The sequence below is a fragment of the Micromonospora echinaurantiaca genome, from assembly GCF_900090235.1.
GTDB lineage: Bacteria > Actinomycetota > Actinomycetes > Mycobacteriales > Micromonosporaceae > Micromonospora > Micromonospora echinaurantiaca.
Map to the genome: position 1 here is coordinate 1,229,025 of NZ_LT607750.1, position 25,614 is coordinate 1,254,638.

Here is a 25,614-nt window from a genome sequence, read left to right on the forward strand (position 1 = left end):
CGGATGTCCTTCGCCGAGTACGCGGCGCTGGCTCGGCAACTGGCCGAGCTGCGGCCGCCGGCCGGGCGGGCGGGTGTCGCGGGCCGCCGCCGCAACCTGGCCGCCGCCGCCGATCACCTGGAACGCCGGCTCACCGCCCAGGGCGAGCGCCTCGACCAGCTCGGCCGGGCGATCGGCCAGCCGCCCGCCATTCCGCCGCCGACCGGCGCGACCGCCGCGCCGGGGCGGCCGGGCGTCGGGGCGTACGCCCAGGTGGGGGAGGCCCCGGCGGAGGTCGACCCGGCGGTCGAGCTGGAGTTGGCTCGCCGCTGTGCCGACGAGGCCGACCGGTACGGCCAGCGGGCCGAGCTGCTGGCCCGGCGGCCCGCGCTGCTGCCGGCCTGGTCACCGGCCGCCCGGGCGGCCGTCGTGCACCTGGCCGCCGCCGGCATCGTGGCCCTGGTGCTCATCGCCGTGGTGCTGATCGCCGGCGCGGCGCTGCGCGATGCCGGGTGGCTGGTCGCCGGGGCGCCGGTCGTCGGGTGGTTGGTGCTGCGGCGGTGGGGGAGACCGGCGCTGACCGGCCCGGACGACGGTCAGCGGGCGGTCCTGACCCGGGCGGCCTTGACCAGCCGGGCGAAACGTACGTCGAAACACGGGTAGTCCTCGCCGCAGCCGCAGAGCCGCCGGGTCACCACCCGGGGCGGATGGCAGAAGAGGATGTCGTCGGCGTCGGCGTCGGCGTCGGCGACGGCGACGTTGCCGTCCACCGCACAACTCCGCGCCCAGCACGGCGTCTCCACGACGGTGGTCCGTCAGGCGATCCTCGTCCTGCAGACACAGGGGTGGGTGCAGGGCGTCCACGGCCTCGGCGTCTTCGTCGCAGACCACTGACGCTGCCCGCCGTAAGTCCCGCGTCGGCGGTCCTCGAACGGGCGCGCCACAATCCCCAACCCTCGGTGCGATTCGATAGGATCCCTGGTATGACCGGACCGGTGAGCAAGAAGTCGTTCTCGCTGCCGCAGGACGTCGCGGAGCGCCTGGAGCGCGAGCCGAATGCCAGCGCGTACGTGGTCGAGGCCGTCCGGGCCCGGATGCGGGCCGAGGATCTCGATGCGGAGCTGGCCCGTCGCGGTATGACCGTCTCAGCGGAGGGACGGGCTCGCGCCCGGGCACGACGCGCGCAGGTGGAGCAGGAGTGGTCGCCCGGCCGGCGGGCGGCGTTGCGGGACCGGTCCCGTCGAGCGGCGCAGGAGATGCTCGACGGCCCCGGCCAGCAGGCCCCGGCCGCGTGACCGGGCCGGACCTGCCACCGGTGCGGCTGGTGCTGGACCGGTCGGCGCTGCTGGCCTATGTCGCCGGCTCGATGGACGTCGCCGAGCCCATCCACGAGGTCGCGCAGGACGGGGTGCGGTTCGGCGTACCGGCCGTTGTCGTCGCCGAGACGCTGGCGTCGGTCGACGATGGCGCCGATCGAGCGGTGCTGTACCGGCTGCTGGACCGCTCGGCCTGCGCGGTGCTCCCGACTTGGGGCGAGGACTGGCAGGAGCTGGCGTACTGGCGCAGTGTCACCGGCCGGGTCGACCTGGCCGCGGCGGTCATGGCCGTCCTTGAGCACGATGCGTGCGTACTCACGGGTGAAGCCAAGGCGTATGGCGACGGTGGCGACCTGCCGGTGATCGCCCTTCCGGCCTGATCGGGCACGAGGAGCGACGCCGGTCAGGTCGGTTCGACGACCACCACGGGGATCTCGCGGTCGGTCTGCTGCTGGTAGCGGGCGTACGTCGGGAAGACCCCGGTCATCACCTGCCACAGCCGCGATCGCTCCTCGCCGGTTGCGGTGCGCGCCCGGGCCGCGAACTTCTCCGCGCCGACCTGCACCCACACCTCGGGATCGACGCACAGGTTCAGGTACCAGTTCGGGTGCCGCGCCGCCCCGCCGTTGGAGGCGACCAGCAGGTAGCGGTCGCCGTCGCGCCCGTAGATCAGGGCGGTGCGGCGCAGCTTGCCCGACCGGCGACCCCGGGTGGTGAGCAGCAGGCTGTCGTAGCCGTGGTACTTCCCGCCGTCCGCGCCGTCGGTCGCCAGGTAGCGCCGCACGTGGCTGGCGACCCAACCGACCGGACTGTCCTCAATGGTGTCGGCCATCGGGCCAGGGTAGCCGGTTCAGCGGTAGTCGGCCGTGCCCCGGACGGTGCCGAACCGGGGGAAGATCCGGCTGATCGCGAACTCGTGCTCGTCGGCGGCGAAGCCGGACATGGCGTCGGCGACGAACTCCAGCTCGTAGCCGTGGTCGCTGGCCGCGCGGGCGGTCGACTCGACGCCCATCGTGGTCACCAGGCCGGCGAGCACGACGATGTCGACCCCGCGCCGGCGCAGGTGCTCGTCCAGGTCGGTGCCGTGGAAGGCGCCGACGGTGCGCTTGACCACCAGGATGTCGCCGGGCGCGACCAGGTCCTCGGCGAAGTCGCTGCCGGGCGGCTGCTCGGCGACACCCGGCCGCTCGACCCGGACCTGCACCACCGGTTCGCCCGCCGCCCGGAACGCGGCGGCGAGCCGTCGGCACCGGTCGAGGACCTCGGCGCCGGTGTGCGGAGCCAGGTCCAGGGCGATGATCCGGGGCATCAGGTCGATCAGCACGAGAGCGCGGGTCACGCTGATGATCATATGGGTCGGACCCGGCCCTGCGCGGTGTGCGGCTGCCGGGGACCGCCCTCGGGCCACGGAGGCAACCGTGGCCCGGGGGCGTCGTCACTGCGACGCGGGAACCGGCACCAGCTCGTCCGCGCCGGCCGGCACGCCCAGGGCCGCCGGCTCCTCGGTCACCCGACGCCGGCGGCCGGACGGTACGGCCAGCGCCGCGGCCATGGCGGCCAGCGCCAGGGCGGTGAGGACACCGAAGCCGAGGGTGAAGCCGGCCTCCCGGGGCAGGCCGTTGGTCTGCGGGTGGGCGGTGATGATGCCACTCACCACGGCCGCGCCGATCGCGCCGCCGATGGTACGGATGTTGGCGTTCATCCCGGACGCCACGCCGGTCTGCCGGGCCGGGACGTTCTGCACCACCAGGTTGGCCATCGAGGCGAACGCCAGCCCGACCCCGACCCCGAAGAGGCCGGCGGTGAGGGCGACCTGCCAGCGGGCGTCGTGCGCGACGGTCAGCAGGGCGAGCGCCACGGCGTTGATCGCGGCGCCGCCGACCAGCTGGGCCTTGGCGCTGAACCGGGCCTCCAGCCGGCCGCTGACCACGCCGGCCAGGAACATGGTGACCAGCATCGGCAGCATCAGCAGGCCGGCCTCGGTGACGCTGGCGCCGAAGCCGTACCCGGCGACGGTGGGGGTCTGGGCGAACTGCGGCAGGAAGGCGAAGAGAGCCATCATCGACCCGCCGTAGAGCAGGGCGGCCAGGTTGGTCGTCCAGACCGACGGCAGCCGCATCATCCGCATGTCGATCAGCGGGTTCCGGGAGCGGACCTCGGCCACCAGCCAGCCGGCCAGCAGCACGGCGGCGAGCGCCAGCAGCCCGAGCACCGGGCCGGAGGTCCAGCCCCAGGTGGTGGCCTTGCTGATCGGCAGCAGCAGCGCCACCAGGCCGGCGGAGAGCAGCACCGCGGCGAGCCAGCTGATCCGGCCCGGGGTGCGTACCGGCGACTCGGGCACGAAGCGGTGCGCGGCCAGCGCGGTCAGTCCGACCACCACCATCGGGATCCAGAACAGCCAGCGGTAGTCGAGCGCGGCGACGATCGGCCCGGCCAGCACCACGCCCACGCCGCTGCCGGCGGCGATGATCGCGGAGATGACGCCGACGGCCGAGGAGACCCGCGCGGCGGGGAACTCGTCGCGGATGATGCCGAAGGAGAGCGGGAAGACCGCGCCGCCGATGCCCTGGACGACGCGGGCGGCGATCAGCACCCCGATGCTGGGCGCGACCGCCGCGAGCAGGCAGCCGACGGCGAGCGCGGCCAGCGAGACGACGAGCATCCGGCCCTTGCCGACCATGTCGCCGACCCGGCCGAGGATCGGGGTGAAGATCGATGCCGAGAGCAGGTACGCGGTCAGCACCCAGGTGACGGTGTTCTGCGAGGTGTGCAGGTCGTGCTGGATGGTGGGCAGCACCGGGGTGATCAGCGACTGGAGCATCGCGAAGAACCCGGTGCCGGCGGCGAGGACGAGGAAGGTCAGCCGACGCGAGCCGCGTCGGAGTGTCACTGCCACGGTGGGACTCCAGGAGTCGAGGTACGGAAGCCGGCGACGGTGGCCGCCCGGCGGGTGGTCTGTGGGCCGTCGATCGCGCGCGGGATCGGGCCGGAGCCGGAGTACGCTATCCGGAGGCACGGCTCCGGTCAGTTCCGGAGGGGTGCCTCCACTAAGCTAGCGGAGGGGTCCCTCCGCATGCAACCGACGAGGGGTGACGTACGCCATGACCAGCGGTGAACAGCTGCCGGCGGTCTTCGCGCGGCGCCCCAAGCGGGCCGACGCCCGGCGCAACTACGACGCCCTGGTCGCCGCCGCCCGGGAGTCGTTCGCCGAGGCCGGGGCCGGCGCCTCGCTGGAGGAGGTCGCCCGGCGGGCCAAGGTCGGCATCGGCACCCTCTACCGGCACTTTCCGGCCCGGCGCGATCTCTTCGAGGCGGTCTACGTCGATGAGGTCCAGGCGCTGTCCCGCTCCGCGGCCGACCTGGCCGGCCTGCCGCCGTGGGACGCGCTGGTCGCCTGGCTGCACCGGTTCGTCGGCTACGTGGCCACCAAGCGGGCGCTCGCCGAGGAACTGGTGCACGACTCCGAGGTCTTCCGTACCTGCCGCACCGAGATCTACGCGGCCGGCGAGCCCATGCTGCGCCGGGCGCAGGACGCCGGCGCGGTGCGGCCGGACGTCACCTTCGACGACGTGCTGCGGCTGATCAGCGGTCTGACCATGGCCCAGTTCACCGCGCCGGAGCAGCGCGACCGGGTGCTCGGCATCGCCCTCGACGGCCTCCGGCAGCGGCCCGTCGGCTGACCCTGGCCGGCTGGCCGCTCAGGGGTCGACCAGCGGCGGCCCCTCGCCGTCGAGCCGCCGGGCCGCCGGGCCGCCGAGCCGCCGGGCCGCCGGGCCGCCGGGCCGTCGCACGACGGCCCCCTTCCAGCCGCGCCGGCCGGATCCAGGGTCGCGCCGGCCCGGTGGACGCGGTGGACGCGGTCGCCCGCCCGCAGGTGCCAGTGGAGCAGCCGCGGGTGTGGCTGGCAATCCTTTGTGCGGCAGGGGAAAGCGTCGATCCCTTGTGGAGACACCCGAGGCGAAATGCCGGTTTGCATGCTTCGCGGAACAACGGGTTACCAGCGCGTAACTTTGCATTGACGTTTCTGGATTGTGACGCGCATCATCGTCGCACGGTCGATCGGACACCTCACCCGTCTCCCCGGTTCGCCGGGTGCCTCCCGCCGGAGGTGCAGCCATGCTGCTCCGAAAGATCGTCACCGCCGCCGTCCTCGCCACCGCCGCCACCCTGCTCGTCCCGGCCACCGCCGCCGTCGCCGCCCCGGCCCGGGCGGACGCGGCACCCGCCACCACCAGCGCCGCCACCACCCCGGTCATCGTCGTCGGCGGGCTCAGCGGCGTCGCCATCGCCTACGAACCGCTCGCCGCCCGCCTGCGCGCCGACGGGTACCGGGTCTTCATCTACCAACTGCCCGGCCTCGGCCTCGGCGACATCCCCGCCTCCGCCCGCGCCTTCGCCGGCTACGTGGACCAGGTCCGCGCGGCCACCGGCGCGGCCCGGGTGGACCTGGTCGGCCACTCCGAGGGCGGGCTCGTCTCCCGCTACTACCTCAAGCGGCTCGGCGGCACCGGCGTCGTCGGCCGCTACGTCAGCCTCGGCTCACCCCAGTACGGCACCTACGTGGCCAACATCCTGAAGTTCCTCGGCCTCGGCAGCTGCGCGGGCGTCGTCGCCTGCCAGCAGATGTCGATCGGCTCGGCCTTCCTCGCCGACCTCAACGCCGGCGACGACACCCCCGGCGCGGTCCGGTACACCACCGTCCGCACGATCCAGGACGAACTGGTCCGGCCGGTGGACAACGCTCTGCTGCACGACGGGTCGACCAACGTGCTGATCCAGTCGTCCTGCCCGCTGCGGGTGGTCGGGCACCTCGGGCTGGTGCTCGACGGCACCACGTACACGGTGATCCGGGGCGCGTTGACCGACGCCCCGGTGCGACCCAACTGCTACGCGCTCTGACGGCCCGGCCGCCCGCGAGGTGTCCGCGCCCGCACCGATCCGGTGCGGGCGCGGCGCCTCCGCCGCCCGCGGCGCCACCCCTGTCGCGGTCGGATGGCCGACACCGGACGGGGCTGACAAAAATCGGCCTCGCTCGATAACCTGCCTCGCTGTCCACACCCGACACCCGGTGCGTGACCGGTACCCGTCGAGGAGCCGCGACCATGACCGATTCGCCGGTGGTACGCGCCGTCGAGCCCGCTACCGAGCAGGACCCGCCCGACCGGCACATCGCCCACCGTCCGCCCGGCTACCCGAGCGCCCTGGTCTGGCTGCGCGTCGGCATCCTGCGCGACTGGCGGGGCGTGTTGGGAGCGTTCGTCGCCACCTGGTTCTACCTGCCGCTGGCACTGCTCTCCGCGGTCTGGAGCGGCATCGCCCTCGCCGTCCTGGGCCTCTTCGCCGGTGCCCTCGGCATCGCCGACCAGCTCCCCGCCGAGGTGCGGGACACCCCGCTGGTCGGCACGCTGCTCGAGGCCTTCCTCAGCCGCTCGGGCGGGGTGCTCGGCGGCTTCGTCGGCTTCGCCGTCGGTTTCCTGAGCGGATTCCTCGGCGTACTGCTGCTGCCCTGGCGCGGTGCGAGCGACGAGCCGCTCGCGCTGCTGACCGGACTGCTCGGCATGGTGGCCGCCGCCGCCCTGATCGGCCTGCTCTACACGCTCTACCGGGTGCTGCTGGAGCCCCGGCTGCTGGTGGTGTCCGGGGCCCGCGAGCCGAGCCGGCGGGAGGAGGCCCGGCTGCGCCCCGTGCTGGAGCGGTGCGCGCACCGGCTCGGCCTGCCCACCCTGCCGCGGCTGCTGATGGAGGACGACCCCGTCCTGCCCAACGCCCGGACGTACGCCCGGCACATCGTGGTGACCACCAGCGTGCTGACCGAGCCGGAGGAGGAGATCGCCGCGCTGCTCAGCCACGAACTGGTGCACTGGCGGGCCGGCGACGAGGTCACCAGCGCCTTCGTCCGGGGCGTCGCGCTGCCGCTGACCCTGCTGCACGCCGTCCCGGCGTGGCTGATGCGGACCTTCCCGCATCCGGCCACCAACCTCGTGGTGTTCCTGTTCTTCTGGCCGGTCCTGCTGACCATGAAGTACGTGGTGCTGCCCCTGCACGCCCGGGACGTCCGGGCGGCCGAGTACCGGGCGGACCTGGGCGCGGTGCTCACCGGCCACGTGGACGGGTTGCGCGCCATCCTGGAACGGCGCCGGTCGTTCGAGACCGGGCGCAGCGGCTGGGACGAGGCGGTCTGCGCCACCCACCCGCCGCACGAGCTACGGCTGGACCGCCTCGACCGGGCGGCCGCGCCGTCGACCGTCGGCGACGCGGTCACCCCGGAGCTGCTCTTCGGGAAATCGGGGCCGATCGGCACCCCGCGAGGCTGGCTGGTCGCCGGCGCCGCGGCGCTGGCCCTGTGCGTGGGCGTCGCCGGGCTGGGCGTCGTGCAGTGGGCCTTCTTCCGGCCGCAGGCGGCCGTGGACGGATACTTCTCCGCGCTGACCGACCGGGACGTCGACGCGGCGCTCGACTGGCTGACGCCGGAGGAGCGGGCGACCGTGGGCGACCGGAAACTGCTCGCCGACGTGCTCCGCGCCCAGGGCTACCAGCCGCCGACGGACGTCGAGATCACCGGGCTCGAACGGGACGACGACCGGGCCACCGCCACCGTCTCCTACCGGCTCGGCGACGCGCGGCGTACGGGCACGCTCGCGCTGCGGCGGGACGCGTCGGCCACCGCCGGGCTGTTCCACGGCTGGCGGGTGCTGGACGGCCTGACCTCGCTCGACGTGCCACCCGGTCGCACCGGCCTGGCGCTCAACGGGGTGCCGGTCCCGGCCACCGGCGAGGGTGGCGGCGTCCTGTCGCTGCTGCCGGGTGGCTACACGGCGACCGGTCCGGGCAGCGCCCTCAGCGAGGTGCCACCGGAGCCGGTGCAGGTCGGCCCGGGGCAGCCGCAGGGCGCCGCGCTCGGCCTGACTCCGGTGATCAGGACCGAGGCGACCACCGCCGCCGAGGAACGCGTCCGGGCGTACCTGGACGACTGCGCGAAGAAGGCAGTCGCCGCACCGGAGGGCTGCCCGTTCCGCTACTACGGCAGCGGGATCCGGAAGATCACCTGGGAGGTGCTCGAATACCCGCGTGTCAGCGTGGAGTTGACCGGCCCGGACACGGCCCGGGTCGACACCCCGTACGAGGGGCGGGGCCGGATCCGCGCCACCGGCACCTCCACCGGCTACTTCGGCGGGACCACACCCTTCACCGACGAGCAGGAGCTGGTCGTCAGCGGCGTCCTCACCGCCAGCGGCGACAGCCTCACCTTCCAGACCCGCGACTGATCGGGGAGACCGACGTGACCGACGTGGACAGCGCGACGCGGCAGCCGGTGCGGCTGACCATCATTCCCCGGCACCGGCAGCCGCCCCAGGTCGCCCTGCTGGACTGGATCCACCGGCGGCCGGAGTACCGGCCGGCGGTCCGCTCGGCCGGCGGAGGCGGTGGCGGCCGTCCCGGATTCAGCGACGCGGTCATCATCGCGGTGCTGGCGCAGGGGCTGCTGCCGGGGCTGTTCAACCTGTTGCAGTCCTGGGTCGACCAGCAGCGCACCGAGGCGAGCATCCGCATCCAGTCCGGGGAGACCGAGGTGGAGCTGCAGGTCAACGGGCGTACCGACGCGGCCCGCCTGCTGACCCAGGCGACCGAGGCACTGCGCGCGGTCCGCGAACCGGGCGACCTGCCGGACGCCCCGGCCTGACCCCGGGGGTGTCCGGGCGAGGCGTGATGTCGGCTTTGTGCTCGCGCGCCGTCGTACCGTCCTGCTACCCCTGAGGGAGCACGGCGCGAGCCGACCGGGGGGAGGCCCGATGTGGCGACGGGACACTGACCCGCTGGCCCGGCTGCGCCGGCGGCTGGACGCGTTCGGTTCCACGATGGACCCTCGGCACGTGCTCGATCCGCGGGCGCTCCGCGAGGCGGAGGACGTCGCCGAGCTGGTGTCCCGGGGGTCGCGCCAGGGCCGCCTCGACGAACGCGCCGCCGAGGCCGTATTCCTCCTCGCCTGCCTGCACTGGTACCGGTATCAGGTGTTGCCGGCCGGCCAAGGCCAGGCCGAACGGGACTACGCGGTCCTGCTCACCGAGCTGCTGCTGGCCGCCGCGCCCGAGCGCGTGCCGCCCTCGCTGCTGGAGATGCTGCGGGTGCACGGCCCCCGGTCCGCCGCCGCTCGCGGGGGCGTGCCGGGGCAGCGATCCGCGCCGTCCGAGGCGGGCGCCCGCACCGCCCCGACCGCCCCCTCCGGATCCGGCGGGCCGGGCTCGGCCGGGCGGGCGGGCTCGTCAGGTGAGCCGGGCTCGTCCGGCGAGGAGGCGATGGCGCTGTTCCTGGAGGCGGCGCAGCTGATGGGCGGCGCCGAGCGCAGCGGCGACTACTCGACCGCCGACCGGGCCGTCGACCTGCTGCGCCGGGCCGTCGCCGGCACGCCGGCCGGTGACCCCGCCCGGCTGCACTACCTCTCCGCCCTCGGCAAGGCGCACCGGGATCTGTTCCTGCACCGGGGCCGGTCGCCGGAGCACCTGCGGCGGGCGGTCGAGGCGCACCGGGAGAGCCTGGAATCCACTCCGGCAGGCGACCGGGAACGCCCGGTGCGGCTGTTCCACCTCGGCAACGTTCTCGGCGACCGCTACGAACTCGACGGTGACCGGGCCGCGCTGGACGAGTCGATCACCCTGCTCGGCGACGCGGCGCGGGCCGCCGGGGTCGACCCCCGGATCCGGGCCATGGCCCAGGGCAACCTCGGCCAGCGGCTGCGCGACCGCTGGCGGTTGCGCCACGATTCGGCCGACCTGGACCGGGCGGTCGACGCCCTCACCGCGGCCGCCGGGGGCATGGCCGATCCGCGGGTGACCGTGCTGCTCGGCAGCGCCCTGGCCGACCGGTTCACGCGCGCCCAGGCGGCCGCCGACCGGGACGCCGCGATCGGGGCGTACCGCACCGCGCTGGCTGCCGGCGGGCTCGACCGGGCGCTGGCCGGCGTGGCCCGGGTCGGCCTGGCCGCGCTGCTCGGCGCCCGATACGGGACCGACGGCGATCCGGCCGACCTGGACGCGGCGATCGACGCGCATCTGGCCGCCGTGGCCGACGCGCCGGACCCGGACGGGCTGCGGCACATTGCGGGCAAGCTGCTCGAACAGCGGTACGCCCGGGACCGGCGCGATGCCGACCTGCGGAGCGCGATCCACCTGCTGCGGCTCGGCGTCGCCGGCGCCCCGGACGACACCGAGCGGGCGGTTCGCCTATCCGACCTCGCGTACGCGCTGGGCCGCTGGCACGCCGCGCTGGACGGGCTCGATACGCTGCGCGCCGCCGAGAACGGCCTGCGCGAGGCGGTACGGCTGCTCCCGGCCGGGCATCCCGAGCGGCCGGACGTGCTGAACAACCTCGGCGAGCTGTGGCGGGAGATCGCCGACCGGACCGGTGCGGCCGACCGGCTGGAACCGGCCGCCGCCGTGCTGCGGGAGGCGGTGGCCACGGCCCGGCCCGACTCGCCGAAGCTGCCGGCCTACCTGTCCAACCTCGGCCTGGTGCTGCAGGCGCTGTTCGCCCGCACCCAGGACCTGGCCACCCTGACCGAGGCGGTCGAGGTGCTGCGCCGGGCGCTCGCCTCGACCCCGGCCGAGCACCCGGACCGCCTACTCGTCCTGACCAACTACGGCTCGGCGCTCAACCGCCGGGTCGAGGCGACCCTCGCCAGGCCGGAGGGCGTGGCCGACGCCGTCGGGCCGGACGTGGAGACGGCGGTGGCGGCGCTGCGCGAGGCGACGGACCTGGCGCGACAGGGCGCGGAGGCGCACGAGGTCGGCAAGGCGCTCGGCACGCTGGCCCTGGCGAACCTGCTGCGCCACCAGGTCACCGGTGACCCGGCGGCGCTCGACGAGGCGGTCGACGCGTTGGCGGCGGCCCGCGACGTCACCGAGGGCAGCGGCCCGGACCGGCACCGGCTGCTGACCAGCCTCGGCGGCGCCCTGCTGTGGCGGTCCCGGCTGGCCGGCCGCTCCGCCGATCTCGCGGCGGCGGTCCGGGCGTTCCGGGAGGCGCCGGCCGGCCTCCCGGCCGGGCACGCCGACCGGGCGACGTACCTGATCAACCTGGCCGTCGCGCTGGACGAGGCGGCCGCCCGGGCGGGCGGCGGCGTCCCGGTCCTGGACGACGATGCGCAGCCGGCCGAGCCTGACCCGGCCACCGAGCCGGCCGCGTCGGACGTCCGGGAGTGGGCCGGCACCTCACCCGACGCGCTGCGCGCCGAGGCGCTGGCAGCGCTGCGCGAGGCGGCCGCCGTCGAGGCCGCGCCCTCGCTGCTGCGGGCCACCGCCGCCCGGCGGTACGCCGCCCTCGCCGAACACCTCGGCGACCTGCCCGCCGCCCTGGCCGGGTACGCCTCGGCGATCGAGCTGATCGACCTGGTCGCCTGGCACGGCATGGACCCGGACGACCAGGCGCGACTACTGGCCCAGTTCCCCGGCCTCGCCGGGGCGGCCGCGGCGTGCGCCCTCGCCGTCGGGCGGCCGGACCGGGCGGTGGAGCTGCTGGAGTACGGCCGGGGCGTGCTGCTCACCCGGGTCCGCGACGCCCGGGCCAGCCTCGACGCGCTCCGGAAGCGGGCACCGGAGCTGGCCGACCGGTTCGCCGAGGTGCAGGCCGAGCTGGACGGCCTCACCCCGAGCCCGGCGGGCGCGCGTGCCGCGCTGGCCACCGGCGCGGCGGTCGCCGGGTCGGCCCTCGACGTCGGCATGGCGGTCGCCGGGTCGGCCATCGGCGTCGGCATGGAACCGCCGGCCGGCAACCCGGAGCGGCGGCACGAGTTGGCCGTCCGGCGACGCGAGCTGCTGGCCGACATCCGCCGGCTGCCCGGGTTCGCGGACTTCCTCCGCCCACCCGCCTTCGCCGACCTGACCCGGGCCGCCGGCCGGGGGCCGGTCGTGCTGGTCAACGTGGCGCGGCGGCGCTGCGACGCGCTGGTGGTCGACGGCAGCGGTGTCCGGGTGGTCCCGCTACCGCAGCTGACCCAGGCCGACCTGGTCGACCGGGTGGTCGCCTTCCTCACCGCCATCCGTGCGGTCACCGCGCCCGCCGGCGCCGCGCCCGCCGGGTCGGGCGCGGCCGGTGGCGGGCCGGCGGAGGCGCTGGCCGACCAGCGACGCCGGCTGGCGGCCCGGCGGACGATCACCGGAACCCTCGACTGGCTGTGGCGGGTGGTGGCCCGCCCGGTGCTCGACGACCTCGACCCGGCCGCCACCGGCGGCACCGACCTGCCCCGCCTCTGGTGGTGCCCGACCGGGCTGCTCAGCCTGCTGCCACTGCACGCCGCCAGCCCGGCCACCGGCGACGGGGCGCTGGACCGGGTCGTCCCGTCGTACACGGCCTCGCTGCGGGAGCTGCTGCGCGCCGGCGACGGCCGGGCCGCCGGCTCCGTCACGGTGGACGCGGCGCTCTTCGTCGGCCTGCCGCAGACCCCCGGCCTGGCCGACCTGCCCGGTGTCGACCGGGAACAGGAGATCGTGACCCGGCACCTGGCCCGGGTGCAGCCGTTGACCGGGCCGGCGGCGACCCGGCAGGCGGTGCTGGCCGCGCTGGCCGGCCGCCCGGTCGCCCACCTGTCCTGCCACGGCGCCCAGGACCTGGCTGCCCCGGCGCTCGGCCGGCTCGCGCTCGCCGACGGCCCGCTGCACGTCCGCGACCTGTGGCAGCTCCGCGCGGCCGCGCCGGCCGGGCTGGCGGTGCTCTCCGCCTGCGAGACGGTACGCGGCGGAGCCGTCCTGCCCGACGAGACGATCAGCCTCGGCACCGCGTTCCAGCTCGCCGGATTCCGGCACGTGATCGGCTCGCTCTGGTCCATCTCGGACGCGGTCACCGCCCGGCTCTGCGACCGCCTCTACGCCGGCCTGGCCGCGCCGGGCGGGCCGGGCCGGATCGACCCCGAGCGCGCCGCCATCGCCCTGCACGCCGCGGTGCGCGAGACCCGGCACGCGCTGCGCGAGGCCCCCGAACTCTGGGCCGCCTACGCGCACGTCGGCCCCTGACCCCCACCGCCCGGGGCGCCGGTTTAGGGGTCAGCAGGCCGGTACCGCTTTGACCGTGGTGGCGTCGGTCAGCGGCACCTGGACCGGGCCGGTGGCGGTGCGGATCGTCAGCGTCCCGGCGGCCGTCGCGGTGACCGTCCCGCAGACCGCGCCGGCGCCGGTGCCGACCTGCACGAACGGGCCGGTGCGTGGCGGGCCGTACCAGGTCACGCCGACCGCAGCGACCAGCAGCGCGGCACAGAGCAGCACCAGGCCCACCCCGGTGCGCAGGGCGCGGACCGCGGCCACCGCCTCCTGGTGGTCGCCCGTCGGCGGGGGCGGCAGCGCGGCCACCGGCGTGACGGCCAGCCGCCCGTGCGCGGCGCACAGCAGCGCCAGCGCGCCCACCGCGCCGGTGACCAGCGCGGCGAGCAGCAGAGCGCCGACCAGCGCCGCCCAGTTCGGGGCGAGCGTGCCCACGTCGGTGCGGCCCCGGATCAGGCTGAAGCCGACCAGGGCGAGCAGCAGGGCGCCGAGGCCGTTGCGCCAGGCCAGCGCGGCGGACCGGACCCGGTCCAGCTCGGCGCGGAGCAGCCCGGCCAGCGCCTGTGCCTGGCGCAGGTCCGCCACCGTGGCGGGCGGCCCGGGGCGCAGCCGGATCACGGCTCGACGTCCAGCCGCAGGGTCCAGTACGCGCCGCAGCCGACCTGCCCCTCCGCCCGGTACGGGTGGGCGACCTCGCAGGTGCAGAAGATCGTCCGGTAGGTCGGCCCGGACGGCGCGGTCGCCCCCCGGGGTGCGGGCACGGCTGCCGGCTCGGCCGTGCCGCCGGCCCCCGGCCGGTCCGGCGTGCCGACCGTTGCCCGGTCCGGCGTGCTGGCCGTCGGCCCGTCCGGGGCGAGCGGTGGGGCGGGCGGGGCGTCCCGGCGGAACACCGCGTCGACCAGGGTGAAGGTGATCGGATCCTGGCAGCGCGGGCAGCCGCCGCTCAGCACGACCGCCGCGTCGAACTCGCGCACCGTGAAGGTGGCGGCCGCCTCCCGCGCGTACGCCTCGTCGGTGACCTCGGCGTACGGCAGCGGCGCCGGCTGCGTCCGCGCCAGATCGTCCATCCGCGACCTCCGATGACCGAATCCCTGACCGGACCGTCCACGGTAGTCGTCCGGCGCGCCCGGGTCACCTGCCGGCGGAACCGGCGGCCCGGGTCGCGCCGGGGGGCGGCGGATCGTCGGCGCGACAGCGGTGGCGGCAGTTGGCGCGAGCGACCGCGCGCCGCGACCGCGCGTGGGACGCTGGGCGCAGTTACCGAGATCCGGCGGAGCAGGGGGGCGTCATGGCCGCAGTGCCGCAGGTCGACTTCGCGCTCGACACGTACGAGTGCATCGTGCTGTATCCGGGCGCGGCCGGGCGGGCGCTGCCGGCGGAGACGGTCCAGCGGTTGCAGTCCGAGCACGCCGAGCACATGCAGGCGCTGCAACGGCGGGGGATCCTGCTGGTCGCCGGCTCGGTGGACGGCCCGGCCCGCAATCCGGAGCCGCCGATCGGGTTCGGCCTGTCCCGCACCGGCTCGGTCGACGACGTGCGCAGCGTGATGGAGGCCGACCCGGCGGTGCAGGCGGGGCTCTACCGGGTGGACGTGATGACCTTCCTCTGCCCGGCCGGCTCGCTGGAGTTTCCGCTGGCCAAGACGCAGAGCTGAGCCGAGGTCCAGCGACGGCTGTCGTCATCGCGACGGCGCCCGGGCCGGTGCCCGCTGCTACCGTCGCGGCGCCTGGACCACCGCCCGGGCGCGCCGGGCGCCGGCCGCGGCCCCGGTCGAGGAGCCGCCATGACCTCCGCCACCGCCAGCCCGAGGTCCGTCGTCCGCCGCCCGCCCGCGCGACGCCCCGCCGGGGCCTGCTCCGGCCGCCGCCCCGCCTGCGCGACGCCCCGCCGGGGCCTGTTCCGGCCGCCGCCCCGCCTGCGCGACGCCCCGCCGGGGCCTGTTCCGGCCGCCGCCCCGCCTGCGCGACGCCCCGCCGGGGCCTGTTCCGGCCGCGGCCCGCCTGCGCGATGCCCCGCCGGGGCCTGTTCCGGCCGCCGCGCCGCCTGCGCGACGCCCCGCCGAGGGCCGTTCCGGCCGCCGCCGGGTTCGTCGACCCGGCCCCGCCGCACCCTCGAGCCGCACTCCGCGACATCCACCAGCGCAGACCGGGGGGCCGTCGCACCCGCCGGGAGCACCCGGGGGCGCGCTCGCGGTGGGGGCGTACGATTCCCGGCGCGCGGTCGCCGATGCCCGCCACCTCAACGTTCCCGGCGCGGGTTCCGCCCGCCGGCTGCGCGCGGATCGCGCGTCGTTGGACAATTTGTTCCGCAGTGCCGCGAGGGGTCGGCCCGAAGTGCGACCCGGAGGAGAGACTAGCCTGATGGGCGTGACACGCCGCGCGAAGATCGTCTGCACTCTTGGTCCTGCCACCTCGTCGCCGGAACGGATCCGAGGGCTCGTCGAGGCGGGCATGAACGTGGCCCGGCTCAACTTCAGCCACGGCAGCCACGCCGACCACGAGGCGGTGTACCGGTTGGTACGCGAGGCGGCCGACGCGGCCGGTCGGCCGGTCGCGGTGCTGGCCGACCTCCAGGGGCCCAAGATCCGGCTGGGCCGGTTCGCCGAAGGCCCGCACGAGTGGCGTACCGGCGACTCCGTGGTGATCACCGGCGACGACGTGATGGGCACCAAGGACCGGGTCTCCTGCACCTACCGGAAGTTGCCGCAGGAGGTGAAGCCCGGTGACCGGCTGCTGATCGACGACGGCCGGGTGGCCGTGGAGGTCACCGACGTCACCGGCAACGACATCCGCTGCCTGGTCACCGAGGGCGGTCCGGTCTCCAACAACAAGGGTGTGTCGCTGCCCAACGTGGCGGTCAGCGTGCCGGCCCTCTCCGAGAAGGACGCCGAGGACCTGCGCTTCGCCCTCGGCCTCGGCGTCGACCTGGTCGCCCTCTCCTTCGTCCGCTCCGCCGACGACATCAAGCTGGTCCACGCGATCATGGCCGAGGCCGGGGTGCACCGGCCGGTGCTGGCCAAGGTCGAGAAGCCGGAGGCGGTCGACCACCTCGAGGCGATCGTGCTGGCCTTCGACGGGGTCATGGTCGCCCGCGGCGACCTCGGCGTCGAGCTGCCGCTGGATCAGGTCCCGCTGGTGCAGAAGCGCGCCGTGCAGCTGTGCCGGGAGAACGCCAAGCCGGTCATCGTCGCCACCCAGATGCTCGACTCCATGATCGAGAACTCCCGGCCGACCCGGGCGGAGGCCTCCGACGTGGCCAACGCGGTGCTCGACGGGGCCGACGCGGTGATGCTCTCCGGCGAGACCAGCGTCGGCAAGTACCCGGTGCTCACCGTCAGCACCATGGCCAAGATCGTCACCACCACCGAGTCCGGCTCGATCGGGGTGCCCCGGCTGCAGCACGACCCGCGTACCCACGGCGGGGCGCTCACCGTCGCCGCCTCCTCGATCGCCCGGGCGATCGGCGCCAAGGCGATGGTCGCCTTCTCGCAGACCGGCGACACCGTGCGGCGGCTGTCCCGGCTGCACTGCGACCTGCCGCTGCTGGCCTTCACCCCGGTGCCCGAGGTGCGCAACCAGCTGGCCCTCTCCTGGGGCGTGGAGACCTTCCTGATGCCGTTCGTCGAGCACACCGACGACATGTTCCGCCAGGTCGACCAGGCGCTGCTCGGGCTCAACCGGGCCAACCCCGGCGACTACGTGGTGATCGTCGCCGGCAGCCCGCCCGGCACCCCGGGCTCGACCAACACGCTGCGCGTACACCAGCTGGGGTCGCTGGTCGACGCCGCGTCCGCGCGGGCGCTGCAGTGACCGCCGGCCAGGCCGCGGTCGGCCAGGCCGCCGTCGACCAGCTGCTGGAGGTCCTCGACCTCACCCCGACCGGCGAGATGACCTTCCGCGGGATCAGCCCGCCGGTCGGCCCCCAGCGGGTGTACGGCGGCCAGGTCGCCGGTCAGGCGCTGGTCGCCGCCGGCCGGACGGTCGACCCGGAGCGTTTCGTGCACTCGCTGCACGGCTACTTCGTGCGGGCCGGCGACCCGGTCGAGCCGATCGCCTACGAGGTGGAGAACATCCGCGACGGCCGCTCCTTCTCGGTGCGCCGCTGCGTCGCGCTCCAGCACGACAAGCCGATCTTCTTCATGTCGGCCTCGTTCCAGCGCCTCGAGGAGGGGCTGGACCACCACGCCCCGCTGCCGGCGGACGTGCCCGGCCCGGACGAGGTCCCGACCATGACCGACCGGCTCTCCCGCTACCCGGAGCGGCTCGGCATCTGGGGGCAGATCCCGCGCCCGATCGACGTGCGCTACGTCGGCGAGCCCGGCTGGGTACGCCCCGGCGACCGGCCCGCCGACCCGCACCAGCGGGTCTGGATGCGCATCGACGGCAAGCTGCCCGACGACCCGCTGCTGCACGCCTGCGCGTTGACCTACGCCTCCGACCTCACCCTGCTGGACTCGGTGCTCTCGGTGCACGGCGAGGTGTGGGGCCCCGGCGGGGTGGTGGGCGCCAGCCTCGATCACGCGCTCTGGTTCCACCGGCCGTTCCGGGCCGACGAGTGGTTCCTCTACGACTGCTGGAGCCCGTCGGCGTCCGGCGCCCGGGGGCTGGCCACCGGCCGGATGTTCACCCGCGACGGCCGGCAGATCGCCAGCGCCGTCCAGGAGGGTCTGTTGCGCCGCGTCGGGGCCTGAGTCCGCCTGCCCCGGCGCGTCCGCGCCGTTGCGGAGCACCCCTCGCCCGAGGCGATGGCCGCGCCGCGACGGTCGGCCGAGGGGTGATCGTCCGGGTGGGCGCAGCGGCAGCTAACCTTGCCGGCATGCGCCTCTCCGCCCGGGTCGACTACGCCCTCCGAGCGGTCGTCGAGCTCGCCTCGGTGACCGGCGGCGCCGGCGTCGGGAGAGGCCGGCCGGTCACCGCCGAACAGGTCGCCCGCGCCCAGGAGATCCCGCCGAAGTTCCTGGAGAGCATCCTGTTGCAGCTGCGCCGGGGCGGCATCGTGCAGGCCCAGCGCGGCCCCGAGGGCGGCTACTGGTTGGCCCGCCCGGCCGAGGAGATCTCGCTGGCCGAGGTGATCCGGGTGATCGACGGTCCGCTGGCGCACGTCCGCGGGCAGCGCCCGGAGCAGCTCGGCTACCACGGCGCCGCCCGCGCGTTGCAGGACGTGTGGATCGCCCTGCGGGCCACCGAACGGGAGATCCTGGAACTGGTCACCGTGGCCGACGTGGCCAGCGGCACGCTGCCCGGGCGGGTCACCGAACTGGTCGCCGACCCGCGCGCCTGGACCTGACCCCGTCCACCCTGACCGACGCGCTTACTCCTCGTCGGCGGCGGCGCTGAGCAGCTCCCACGCCTCGTCGACGTGCGTCTGCGTGGTGAACGGCGAGCCGACGGCCAGCCGCAGCGTGTACCGGCCGGACACCCGGGTCTGGGTCAGGTGCACCCGGCCGGTGGCGTTGACCCGGGCCAGCAGCCGCGCGCTCGCCTCGTCGCCGGCCTGCAGCCGGAAGCAGACCAGCGAGAACGGGTGCGCCGCAGCCAGCTCGAACCGCTCGTCGGCGCGGACCCGGTCGGCGAACCGGTCGGCCAGCGCCACCCCGGTGCGGATGTGCGTCCGCAACCCCTCGACCCCGTACCAGCGCAGCACGAACCACAGCTTGAGCGCCCGGAACCGGCGGCCCAGCGGCACCTGCCAGTCCCGGTAGTCGATCACCGCCCCGGACTCGCTGGCGGCGTTGCGCAGGTACTCCGGCAGCACCGTCAACGCCTCGATCAGCGAAGCCCGGTCGGCCACCCAGAACGCGTCGCAGTCGAAGCCGGTGAGCAGCCACTTGTGCGGGTCGAAGCAGTACGAGTCGGCGTACTCCAACCCCGCGTGCGACCAGCGCAGCTCCGGGCAGACCGCCGCCGCGCCCGCGTACGCGGCGTCGACGTGCAGCCAGACGCCGTGCTCGGCGCAGATCGCCCCGATCTCCGGCAGCGGGTCCACCGCGGTGGTGGAGGTGGTGCCGATGGTCGCCACCACCAGCGCCGGCACCTCGCCGGCGGCCAGGTCCGCCTCGATCGCGGCGCGCAGCGCGGCCGGGTCCATCGCCAGCGTCTCCGGGTCGACCTCGACCGGACGGACGCCCTGCTCCCCGAGCCCGGCGATCAGCGCCGCTTTCTCCACCGAGGAGTGCGCCTGGGTCGAGGCGTAGACGCGGTACCGCCGGTCCACCCCGGCCCGCCGCCACCGGCCGCCGCCGGCCCGGTGCAGCGCGGCGAGTGTCGCCACCAGCGTCGCCGAGGACGCCGAGTCCTGGATCACGCCGCCGCCGCTGCCGGTCGACCGGAACCGCTTCGGCAGGTCCAGCAGGTCGGCCAGCCAGTCCAGCATCGCCGTCTCCAGCTCGGTGGCGGCCGGACCGGTCGCCCAGAGCATGCCCTGCACGCCCAGCCCGGAGCTGACCAGGTCGCCGAGGACGCTGGGGCCGCTGGTGTTGGCCGGGAAGTAGCCGAAGAACCCGGGATGCTGCCAGTGCGTCAGCCGGGGCGCGACCAGCGCGTCCAGGTCGGCCAGGACGGCGTCGACCGGTTCCCCGTGTTCCGTCGGGCCGGCCGGCAGCGCCGCGGCCAGCGCGCCGGGCGGGTCCGGCGAGGTCACCGGGCGCCGCTCCAGCGTCGCCCAGTAGTCGGCGATCCAGTCCACCACGGCGTGCCCGGCGCGGCGGAACTCGTCCGGGGTCATGTGCTCAGCCACCCGACGAGTCGATCAAGAAACCGGCCGGCCGGCAAGAGAATCACCGATTGTGCCGACCCGACCACAGCCGTAGCATCGCAGGGGCGCGGAGCCGCCACCCGACGCCCACCTTGCGCGTCGGGCCCCCTGTCGCCAGCGCGGCGTACGCCCTCCCCGCCGGCCCAGGGCAGGCCGGCGGTGCCCCGGCCGCCGCGCGCCCCACCTCTCCGGAGGGCTCCGCATGCCTGTCACCACCCGCCGCGTCGCGCTGCTCGCCGCGGCCGCCGCGGCCACGCTCGCCGCCGGCACCCTGACCACCCTCACCGCCGCGGCGGCCGCCGCCGGTTGCCGGGTCGACTACCGGGTCACCAACCAGTGGCCCGACGGGTTCGGCGCCGACGTCGCGGTCACCAACCTCGGCGACCCGATCACCGGGTGGACACTCACCTGGACCTTCCCGGCCGGCCAGCGGGTCGGCCAGGCGTGGAACGCCACGGTCAGCCAGTCCGGCGCCGACGTCAGCGCCCGCAACGTCGACTGGAACGCCGCGCTCGGCACCGGCGGCACCGCCACCTTCGGCTTCAACGGCAGCTGGACCGGCGGCAACCCCGCGCCGACCAGCTTCGCCCTCAACGGCACCACCTGCACCGGCGCCCCGCCCACCTCGACGCCGCCGACCACCAGCCCGCCCCCGACCAGCCCGCCCCCGAGCAGCCCGCCGCCCGGAGCGGTGCAGGTGGAGGACCTCGACCGGGGCCTGATAAGCGTCCGCTCGGGCAGCGCCAACCTGGTCTCCTGGCGGCTGCTCGGCACCGAGACCACCGGCGTCGCGTTCAACCTCTACCGAGGCGGCACCCGGGTGACCGGCGCCCCGATCACCGGCGCCACCAACCACCTCGACGCCGGCGCGCCCGCCGGGGCCGCGTACACCGTGCGGGCCGTGGTCGGTGGCGTGGAACAGCCGGCGTCGCCGCCCGCGCTGCAGTTCCCCGCCGGCTACCTCGACGTGCCGCTGCAGGTGCCGGCCGGTGGCACCACCCCGACCGGCGAGACGTACACCTACTCCGCCAACGACGCCTCCGTCGGCGACCTCGACGGCGACGGCCGCTACGAGATCGTGCTCAAGTGGGAACCGTCCAACGCCAAGGACAACTCCCAGGCCGGGTACACCGGCACCGTCCAGGTCGACGCGTACACCCTCACCGGCACCCGGCTGTGGCGGATCGACCTGGGCCGCAATATCCGCGCCGGCGCCCACTACACCCAGTTCCAGGTGTACGACTACGACGGCGACGGCCGCGCCGAGGTGGCCATGAAGACCGCCGACGGCACCCGCTCCGGCACCGGCCAGGTGATCGGCAACGCCGGGGCCGACCACCGCAACGCCAGCGGCTACGTGCTCGCCGGGCCGGAGTACCTGACCATGTTCGACGGCCGCACCGCCGCCGCCCTGTCCACCGTCGACTACGACCCGCCGCGCGGCACCGTCTCCTCCTGGGGCGACAACTACGGCAACCGGGTCGACCGGTTCCTCGCCGCCACCGCCTACCTGGACGGTCAGCGGCCCTCGCTGGTGATGGCCCGCGGCTACTACACCCGCGCCGTCATCGCCGCCTGGGACTTCCGCGACGGCACTCTGCGCAAACGGTGGACCTTCGACTCGAACGCCGCCGGCAACGGCGCCGCGGCCGGCCAGGGCAACCACAACCTGTCGGTGGCCGACGTCGACGCCGACGGCCGCCAGGAGATCGTCTACGGCTCGGCCACCATCGACGACGACGGCCGGCTCCGGTACGCCACCGGCTTCGGCCACGGCGACGCCCTGCACGTCGGCGACCTCCTGCCCGGCCGCGCCGGTCTGGAGGCGTTCACCATCCACGAGTCCGGCAGCGCCCCCGCGGCCGACCTGCACGACGCCCGTACCGGTCAGGTGCTCTGGCAGCGGCCGAACAACGGCGGCGCGGAGGGCCCCGGCCGCGGGGTCGCTGCGGACATCCACGCCGGCAGCCCGGGCGCCGAGTTCTGGGGCGCCGGCAGCAACATGGGCAACCTCTACAACGGCTCCGGCGGCAGCGTCGGGCGCAACCCGTCGTCGGCGAACTTCCTCGCCTGGTGGGACGGCGACCCGGTCCGCGAACTGCTCGACGGCACCCGGATCGACAAGTACGGCACCGCCGGCGACACCCGCCTGCTCACCGGGAGCGGGGTGGCGGCGAACAACGGCACCAAGGCCACCCCGGCGCTCTCCGCCGACCTGTTCGGCGACTGGCGCGAGGAGGTCGTCTGGCGGACCACCGACAGCCGGGCGCTGCGGATCTACAGCACCCCGACGCCGACCGGCACCCGCATCCACACCCTGATGCACGACCCGCAGTACCGGGTCGCGGTCGCCTGGCAGAACACCGCCTACAACCAGCCACCGCACCCGAGCTTCTTCATCGGCGACGGCATGGCCACGCCGCCGACCCCGAACGTCCACCCACGCTGACCCGCGCCCCGCCGGCCCGGTCCCGCCGGGCCGGTCGGGCGGTCGGCTGGCACCGGGCCGCGGCCGCGGAATCCGCCCAGCCGCGGCCCGGTGCGCCACACCGCGGCATCCCCGACCCGTCCCGACCGGGAATGCCGTACCACCACCGGCACCAACGCTAGGCACCCTCCGCGTCGCGAAGGTGACGCCGGCGTGAAGATCGTGTTTCAGCGGCGCAGGCCGCCGGCCACCTGCTCCGCGATCAGCTGGTACGACCGCACCCGGTCGGCGACGTCGTACACCAGGGTGGTCAGCATCAGCTCGTCCGCGCCGGTTCGGGCCAGCAGGTCGGTCAGCTGCCGGCTGACCGTCTCCGGCGAGCCCATCGCCTGACCGTCCCGGCGCTGCTCGACGAACTCCCGCTCGATCTCGGTGTACGGGTAGGCCGCCGCCTCCTCCGGGGTGGCCAGCGGCTCCGGGCGACCCGAGCGCAGCTTCAGGAACGACAGCGCACTCGGCCCGGCCAGCCACTCGGCCCGCTCGTCGGTCTCCGCGCAGACCGCGTTCACCGCGACCATCGCGTACGGCCGCTCCAGCCAGCGCGACGGCCGGAAGCTCTCCCGGTACAGCGCCAGCGCGGGGAGCGTGTTCTGCGCGCTGAAGTGGTGCGCGAACGAGAACGGCAGCCCGAGCAGCCCGGCCAGCCGGGCGCTGAACCCGCTGGAACCCAGCAGCCAGATCGCCGGCTGCTGGCCACGCCCCGGCGTCGCCACGATCGGCCCCGGCCGCTCGCCGCTGAAGTAGTTCATCAGGTCGGCCAGCTCCTGCGGGAAGCCCTCCGCCGACAGCCCCTCCATCGTCCGGCGCAACGCCAGCGCGGTCACCTGGTCGGTGCCCGGCGCCCGCCCGATGCCCAGGTCGATCCGGCCCGGGTGCAACGCCTCCAGGGTGCCGAACTGCTCGGCCACCACCAGCGGCGCGTGGTTGGGCAGCATCACCCCACCGGATCCCAGCCGGATGGTGCTGGTGTGCGCGGCCAGGTGGGCGAGCAGCACCGCCGGCGCCGACGAGGCGATCGCCGGCATGTTGTGGTGTTCGGCCACCCAGAACCGGTGGTAACCCAGTTCCTCGGTCCGCCGGGCCAGCTCGGTGGTGTGCCGCAGCGCGTCGCCGGCGGTGGTGCCGGCCGCGACCGGAGCAAGATCAAGAACAGAGAGCGGTACGTCGATCACACGGCTGGCCAACCCGCGGCCCGCCGGATTTGTTCCCCGCAGCGACTCAACCCACCCCGCGCGCCTGCTCGAAGATGAGGCTGGTCTGGGTGTGCTGCACCGCCGGATCCACCGCCAGGTGGTCCAGCACGAAGTCCCGCAACGCGTCCGCCGACGCCGCCCGCACGTGCAGCACGTAGTCGTCCGCGCCGGCCACGTGGAACACCGACACCACCCCGGGCAGCCGCACCGACCGGGCCCGGAACGCGTCCACCACCGGACGCTCGTGCGCGGTCAACCGCACCGACACCAGCGCCTGCAACGGCAGGCCCACCGCCGCCGGATCCACCTCCGCGTGGAAACCCCGGATCGCCCCGCACTCGCGCAACGCCCGGGTCCGGGCCAGGCAGGTGGACGGGGCCACCCCCACCCGCTCGGCCAGCGCGTTGTTCGGCAACCGGCCATCCGCGGCCAGCTCGGCCAGGATCGCGCGGTCGACGTCGTCCAGCGCCGGGAAGCGCCGCACATCATTCGCTACAGGGGGCATGAAAGCATCCTCCATCGAATCGTCGGGAGATGCCAAGGCTGGCCACCGAATCATCTGCGGAACTGTTGCTAGAGATCGGCGTGATGTTCGATGCTCTCCGCATGACGACCGTGGACACCCGAGCCGTGCACGCCGGCCGCGACGACCTCGCCGCCCTCGGCGTCCACGTGCCCCCGATCGACCTCTCCACCACCAACCCGCTGCCCTCGGTCGACGCCGGCGGCGACGCCTACGAGACCCTCGCCACCGGCGGCACCCTCCCGCCCGACGCCAGCGCCGTCTACCAGCGGCTGTGGAACCCCACCGTGGCCCGCTTCGAGACCGCCCTCGCCAGCCTCGAAGGCACCGCCGAAGCCGTCGCCTTCGCCAGCGGCATGGCCGCCCTCACCGCCACTCTGCTCGCCGCCACCTCCGACGGCCGCCGCCACGTCGTCGCCGTCCGCCCCCTCTACGGCGGCACCGACCACGTCCTCGCCACCGGCCTGCTCGGCACCACCGTCACCTGGGCCCGCCCGCACGAGGTCGCCGCCGCCGTCCGCCCCGACACCGCACTCGTGGTCCTCGAGACGCCGGCCAACCCCACTCTCGACCTCGTCGACATCGCCGCCGTCGCCGACGCCGCCGGCGACGTGCCGCTGCTCGTCGACAACACCGTCGCCACCCCGGTGCTCCAGCGACCCGCCCGGCACGGCGCCGCGCTCGTCCTGCACAGCGCCACCAAGAGCATCGGCGGCCACGGCGACGTCCTCGCCGGCGTCGTCGCCTGCGACACCGGCTGGGCCACCCGGCTGCGCCAGGTCCGCGCCCTCACCGGCGCCATCCTGCATCCGCTCGGCGGCTACCTGCTGCACCGCGGCCTGCAGACCCTCCCGGTCCGGGTACGCGCCCAGCAGGCCGGCGCCGAGAAGCTCGCCGGCTGGCTCGCCGACCACCCCGCCGTCGTCCGCGTGCACCACCCCTCGCTGCATGACCCCGCCGGCCTCGTCGGCCGGCAGCTGACCGGCACCGGCAGCCTGCTCGCCTTCGAGGTACGCGGCGGCGCCCCCGCCGCGGCCGCCGTGGCGAACGCCTGCCGGCTGATCACCCACGCGGTCTCGCTGGGCGGCGTCGACACGCTCATCCAGCACCCGGCCTCGCTGACCCACCGCCCGGTCGAAGGGGAGGCCAAGCCGACCGGCGGGCTGCTGCGCGTCTCCGTCGGCCTGGAGGACCCGGAAGACCTGCGCGACGACCTCGCCCGGGCGCTCGCCGAACTCGGCTGACCGCTGCCGGCCTTGGCCGTCAACTCCCGGCGGTTGGGCCCGAGCGGTCAGGCCCGGCGGTCGGCGGCGGTTGCCGATGGCCGGCGAGGCTC

General features: G+C 75.3%; 24 protein-coding genes. 15 read left to right on the top strand and 9 right to left on the bottom strand.

Annotated features, from left to right (window positions below; all coding sequences use genetic code 11):
- Nucleotides 1-3: 3 nt before the first annotated feature.
- Nucleotides 4-642: a hypothetical protein gene (locus GA0070609_RS05700; protein ID WP_088992824.1), complete on the top strand. Its 639-nt coding sequence runs from the start codon at nt 4-6 to the stop codon at nt 640-642.
- Here the strand turns inward: GA0070609_RS05700 and GA0070609_RS33530 are convergent.
- Entirely contained in the window at nt 576-749 is a 174-nt protein-coding gene (locus GA0070609_RS33530) for a hypothetical protein (RefSeq protein ID WP_172899252.1), read from the bottom strand. The genes GA0070609_RS05700 and GA0070609_RS33530 overlap by 67 nt on opposite strands.
- On the opposite strand from GA0070609_RS33530, the gene GA0070609_RS05705 reads away from it, so the two are divergent.
- The 3 genes from GA0070609_RS05705 (at nt 700) to GA0070609_RS05715 (ending at nt 1,675) form a co-directional block, all read left to right on the top strand.
- Complete coding sequence (locus GA0070609_RS05705) at nt 700-873, top strand: GntR family transcriptional regulator (RefSeq protein WP_088992825.1); 174 nt, start codon at nt 700-702, stop codon at nt 871-873. The two genes, GA0070609_RS33530 and GA0070609_RS05705, sit on opposite strands and share 50 nt — an antisense overlap.
- Nucleotides 874-962: 89 nt before the next feature.
- Nucleotides 963-1,274 (top strand): hypothetical protein, encoded by a 312-nt coding sequence (locus GA0070609_RS05710; RefSeq protein WP_088992826.1) that lies wholly within the window; start codon nt 963-965, stop codon nt 1,272-1,274.
- A gap of 71 nt (nt 1,275-1,345) precedes the next feature.
- Entirely contained in the window at nt 1,346-1,675 is a 330-nt protein-coding gene (locus GA0070609_RS05715) for a hypothetical protein (RefSeq protein ID WP_231928844.1), read from the top strand.
- Between the two features lie 23 nt (nt 1,676-1,698).
- Here GA0070609_RS05715 and GA0070609_RS05720 read toward each other — a convergent pair whose 3' ends face one another.
- The 3 genes from GA0070609_RS05720 to GA0070609_RS05730 form a co-directional block, all read right to left on the bottom strand.
- The gene (locus GA0070609_RS05720; RefSeq protein WP_088992828.1) at nt 1,699-2,127 is read right to left on the bottom strand and encodes a nitroreductase family deazaflavin-dependent oxidoreductase; all 429 of its coding nucleotides are present in this window, start codon (nt 2,125-2,127) and stop codon (nt 1,699-1,701) included.
- An 18-nt stretch (nt 2,128-2,145) separates the two neighbouring features.
- A complete protein-coding gene (locus GA0070609_RS05725) occupies nt 2,146-2,634 on the bottom strand; it encodes an isochorismatase family protein (protein ID WP_231928544.1) in 489 nt (162 codons plus the stop codon).
- Nucleotides 2,635-2,730: 96 nt separating this feature from the next.
- Nucleotides 2,731-4,191, bottom strand: a complete 1,461-nt coding sequence (locus GA0070609_RS05730) for an MFS transporter (RefSeq protein WP_088992830.1) — start codon at nt 4,189-4,191, stop codon at nt 2,731-2,733.
- Between the two features lie 205 nt (nt 4,192-4,396).
- Here GA0070609_RS05730 and GA0070609_RS05735 point away from each other — a divergent pair, with 205 nt between their 5' ends.
- The 5 genes from GA0070609_RS05735 to GA0070609_RS05755 all read left to right on the top strand — a co-directional run bounded on the left by GA0070609_RS05735 (nt 4,397) and on the right by GA0070609_RS05755 (nt 13,297).
- On the top strand, nt 4,397-4,975 hold the full coding sequence (locus tag GA0070609_RS05735) for a TetR/AcrR family transcriptional regulator (RefSeq protein WP_088997520.1): 579 nt from the start codon (nt 4,397-4,399) through the stop codon (nt 4,973-4,975).
- 436 nt (nt 4,976-5,411) lie between these two features.
- Nucleotides 5,412-6,194 carry an esterase/lipase family protein gene (locus tag GA0070609_RS05740; protein ID WP_088992831.1) on the top strand — a complete coding sequence of 261 codons (783 nt, stop codon included), beginning with the start codon at nt 5,412-5,414 and terminating at the stop codon, nt 6,192-6,194.
- A gap of 203 nt (nt 6,195-6,397) precedes the next feature.
- A complete protein-coding gene (locus GA0070609_RS05745; RefSeq protein ID WP_088992832.1) occupies nt 6,398-8,560 on the top strand; it encodes a M48 family metalloprotease in 2,163 nt (720 codons plus the stop codon).
- Nucleotides 8,561-8,574: 14 nt separating this feature from the next.
- Complete coding sequence (locus GA0070609_RS05750; RefSeq protein ID WP_088992833.1) at nt 8,575-8,976, top strand: effector-associated constant component EACC1; 402 nt, start codon at nt 8,575-8,577, stop codon at nt 8,974-8,976.
- A gap of 109 nt (nt 8,977-9,085) precedes the next feature.
- Nucleotides 9,086-13,297, top strand: coding sequence for a CHAT domain-containing protein (locus tag GA0070609_RS05755; RefSeq protein WP_088992834.1), 4,212 nt, complete (start codon nt 9,086-9,088; stop codon nt 13,295-13,297).
- Nucleotides 13,298-13,327: 30 nt separating this feature from the next.
- Here the strand turns inward: GA0070609_RS05755 and GA0070609_RS05760 are convergent, their stop codons facing one another.
- Both GA0070609_RS05760 and GA0070609_RS05765 read right to left on the bottom strand, forming a co-directional pair.
- On the bottom strand, nt 13,328-13,939 hold the full coding sequence (locus tag GA0070609_RS05760; protein WP_088992835.1) for a hypothetical protein: 612 nt from the start codon (nt 13,937-13,939) through the stop codon (nt 13,328-13,330).
- Entirely contained in the window at nt 13,936-14,388 is a 453-nt protein-coding gene (locus tag GA0070609_RS05765) for a hypothetical protein (protein WP_088992836.1), read from the bottom strand. Before GA0070609_RS05765 ends, GA0070609_RS05760 begins: the two co-directional genes overlap by 4 nt.
- A gap of 221 nt (nt 14,389-14,609) precedes the next feature.
- Between GA0070609_RS05765 and GA0070609_RS05770 the strand changes: the two genes are divergently transcribed.
- The 4 genes from GA0070609_RS05770 (at nt 14,610) to GA0070609_RS05785 (ending at nt 18,607) form a co-directional block, all read left to right on the top strand.
- Nucleotides 14,610-14,975: a YciI family protein gene (locus GA0070609_RS05770; protein WP_088992837.1), complete on the top strand. Its 366-nt coding sequence runs from the start codon at nt 14,610-14,612 to the stop codon at nt 14,973-14,975.
- A gap of 706 nt (nt 14,976-15,681) precedes the next feature.
- A complete protein-coding gene (gene pyk, locus GA0070609_RS05775; RefSeq protein WP_088992838.1) occupies nt 15,682-17,130 on the top strand; it encodes a pyruvate kinase in 1,449 nt (482 codons plus the stop codon).
- On the top strand, nt 17,127-18,011 hold the full coding sequence (locus tag GA0070609_RS05780) for an acyl-CoA thioesterase (RefSeq protein WP_088992839.1): 885 nt from the start codon (nt 17,127-17,129) through the stop codon (nt 18,009-18,011). Before pyk ends, GA0070609_RS05780 begins: the two co-directional genes overlap by 4 nt.
- Before the next feature lie 125 nt (nt 18,012-18,136).
- Nucleotides 18,137-18,607: an RrF2 family transcriptional regulator gene (locus GA0070609_RS05785; protein WP_088992840.1), complete on the top strand. Its 471-nt coding sequence runs from the start codon at nt 18,137-18,139 to the stop codon at nt 18,605-18,607.
- Between the two features lie 24 nt (nt 18,608-18,631).
- Here GA0070609_RS05785 and GA0070609_RS05790 read toward each other — a convergent pair whose 3' ends face one another.
- Nucleotides 18,632-20,056 carry a pyridoxal-dependent decarboxylase gene (locus GA0070609_RS05790; protein WP_231928545.1) on the bottom strand — a complete coding sequence of 475 codons (1,425 nt, stop codon included), beginning with the start codon at nt 20,054-20,056 and terminating at the stop codon, nt 18,632-18,634.
- A 220-nt stretch (nt 20,057-20,276) separates the two neighbouring features.
- Between GA0070609_RS05790 and GA0070609_RS05795 the strand changes: the two genes are divergently transcribed.
- Nucleotides 20,277-22,523, top strand: a complete 2,247-nt coding sequence (locus tag GA0070609_RS05795) for a rhamnogalacturonan lyase family protein (RefSeq protein WP_088992842.1) — start codon at nt 20,277-20,279, stop codon at nt 22,521-22,523.
- 206 nt (nt 22,524-22,729) lie between these two features.
- On the opposite strand, the gene GA0070609_RS05800 is transcribed toward GA0070609_RS05795, so the two are convergent.
- Nucleotides 22,730-23,734, bottom strand: coding sequence for an LLM class flavin-dependent oxidoreductase (locus tag GA0070609_RS05800; protein WP_172899297.1), 1,005 nt, complete (start codon nt 23,732-23,734; stop codon nt 22,730-22,732).
- A 46-nt stretch (nt 23,735-23,780) separates the two neighbouring features.
- Nucleotides 23,781-24,260 carry an Lrp/AsnC family transcriptional regulator gene (locus GA0070609_RS05805; protein ID WP_088992844.1) on the bottom strand — a complete coding sequence of 160 codons (480 nt, stop codon included), beginning with the start codon at nt 24,258-24,260 and terminating at the stop codon, nt 23,781-23,783.
- Between the two features lie 83 nt (nt 24,261-24,343).
- Between GA0070609_RS05805 and GA0070609_RS05810 the strand changes: the two genes are divergently transcribed.
- Nucleotides 24,344-25,522, top strand: coding sequence for a trans-sulfuration enzyme family protein (locus GA0070609_RS05810; protein ID WP_088992845.1), 1,179 nt, complete (start codon nt 24,344-24,346; stop codon nt 25,520-25,522).
- The last annotated feature ends 92 nt before the right edge of the window (nt 25,523-25,614 follow it).

Excerpts from the sequence above, each read along its gene's own strand:
- GA0070609_RS05700 (WP_088992824.1), top strand. The coding sequence starts at position 4 with ATGTCCTTCGCCGAGTACGCGGCGCTGGCTCGGCAACTGGCCGAGCTG.
- GA0070609_RS05705 (WP_088992825.1), top strand. The coding sequence starts at position 700 with ATGTCGTCGGCGTCGGCGTCGGCGTCGGCGACGGCGACGTTGCCGTCC.
- GA0070609_RS05710 (WP_088992826.1), top strand. The coding sequence starts at position 963 with ATGACCGGACCGGTGAGCAAGAAGTCGTTCTCGCTGCCGCAGGACGTC.
- GA0070609_RS05715 (WP_231928844.1), top strand. The coding sequence starts at position 1,346 with ATGGACGTCGCCGAGCCCATCCACGAGGTCGCGCAGGACGGGGTGCGG.
- GA0070609_RS05720 (WP_088992828.1), bottom strand. The coding sequence starts at position 2,127 with ATGGCCGACACCATTGAGGACAGTCCGGTCGGTTGGGTCGCCAGCCAC.
- GA0070609_RS05735 (WP_088997520.1), top strand. The coding sequence starts at position 4,397 with ATGACCAGCGGTGAACAGCTGCCGGCGGTCTTCGCGCGGCGCCCCAAG.
- GA0070609_RS05740 (WP_088992831.1), top strand. The coding sequence starts at position 5,412 with ATGCTGCTCCGAAAGATCGTCACCGCCGCCGTCCTCGCCACCGCCGCC.
- GA0070609_RS05745 (WP_088992832.1), top strand. The coding sequence starts at position 6,398 with ATGACCGATTCGCCGGTGGTACGCGCCGTCGAGCCCGCTACCGAGCAG.
- GA0070609_RS05755 (WP_088992834.1), top strand. The coding sequence starts at position 9,086 with ATGTGGCGACGGGACACTGACCCGCTGGCCCGGCTGCGCCGGCGGCTG.
- GA0070609_RS05765 (WP_088992836.1), bottom strand. The coding sequence starts at position 14,388 with ATGGACGATCTGGCGCGGACGCAGCCGGCGCCGCTGCCGTACGCCGAG.
- GA0070609_RS05770 (WP_088992837.1), top strand. The coding sequence starts at position 14,610 with ATGGCCGCAGTGCCGCAGGTCGACTTCGCGCTCGACACGTACGAGTGC.
- pyk (WP_088992838.1), top strand. The coding sequence starts at position 15,682 with ATGGGCGTGACACGCCGCGCGAAGATCGTCTGCACTCTTGGTCCTGCC.
- GA0070609_RS05785 (WP_088992840.1), top strand. The coding sequence starts at position 18,137 with ATGCGCCTCTCCGCCCGGGTCGACTACGCCCTCCGAGCGGTCGTCGAG.
- GA0070609_RS05795 (WP_088992842.1), top strand. The coding sequence starts at position 20,277 with ATGCCTGTCACCACCCGCCGCGTCGCGCTGCTCGCCGCGGCCGCCGCG.
- GA0070609_RS05805 (WP_088992844.1), bottom strand. The coding sequence starts at position 24,260 with ATGCCCCCTGTAGCGAATGATGTGCGGCGCTTCCCGGCGCTGGACGAC.
- GA0070609_RS05810 (WP_088992845.1), top strand. The coding sequence starts at position 24,344 with ATGTTCGATGCTCTCCGCATGACGACCGTGGACACCCGAGCCGTGCAC.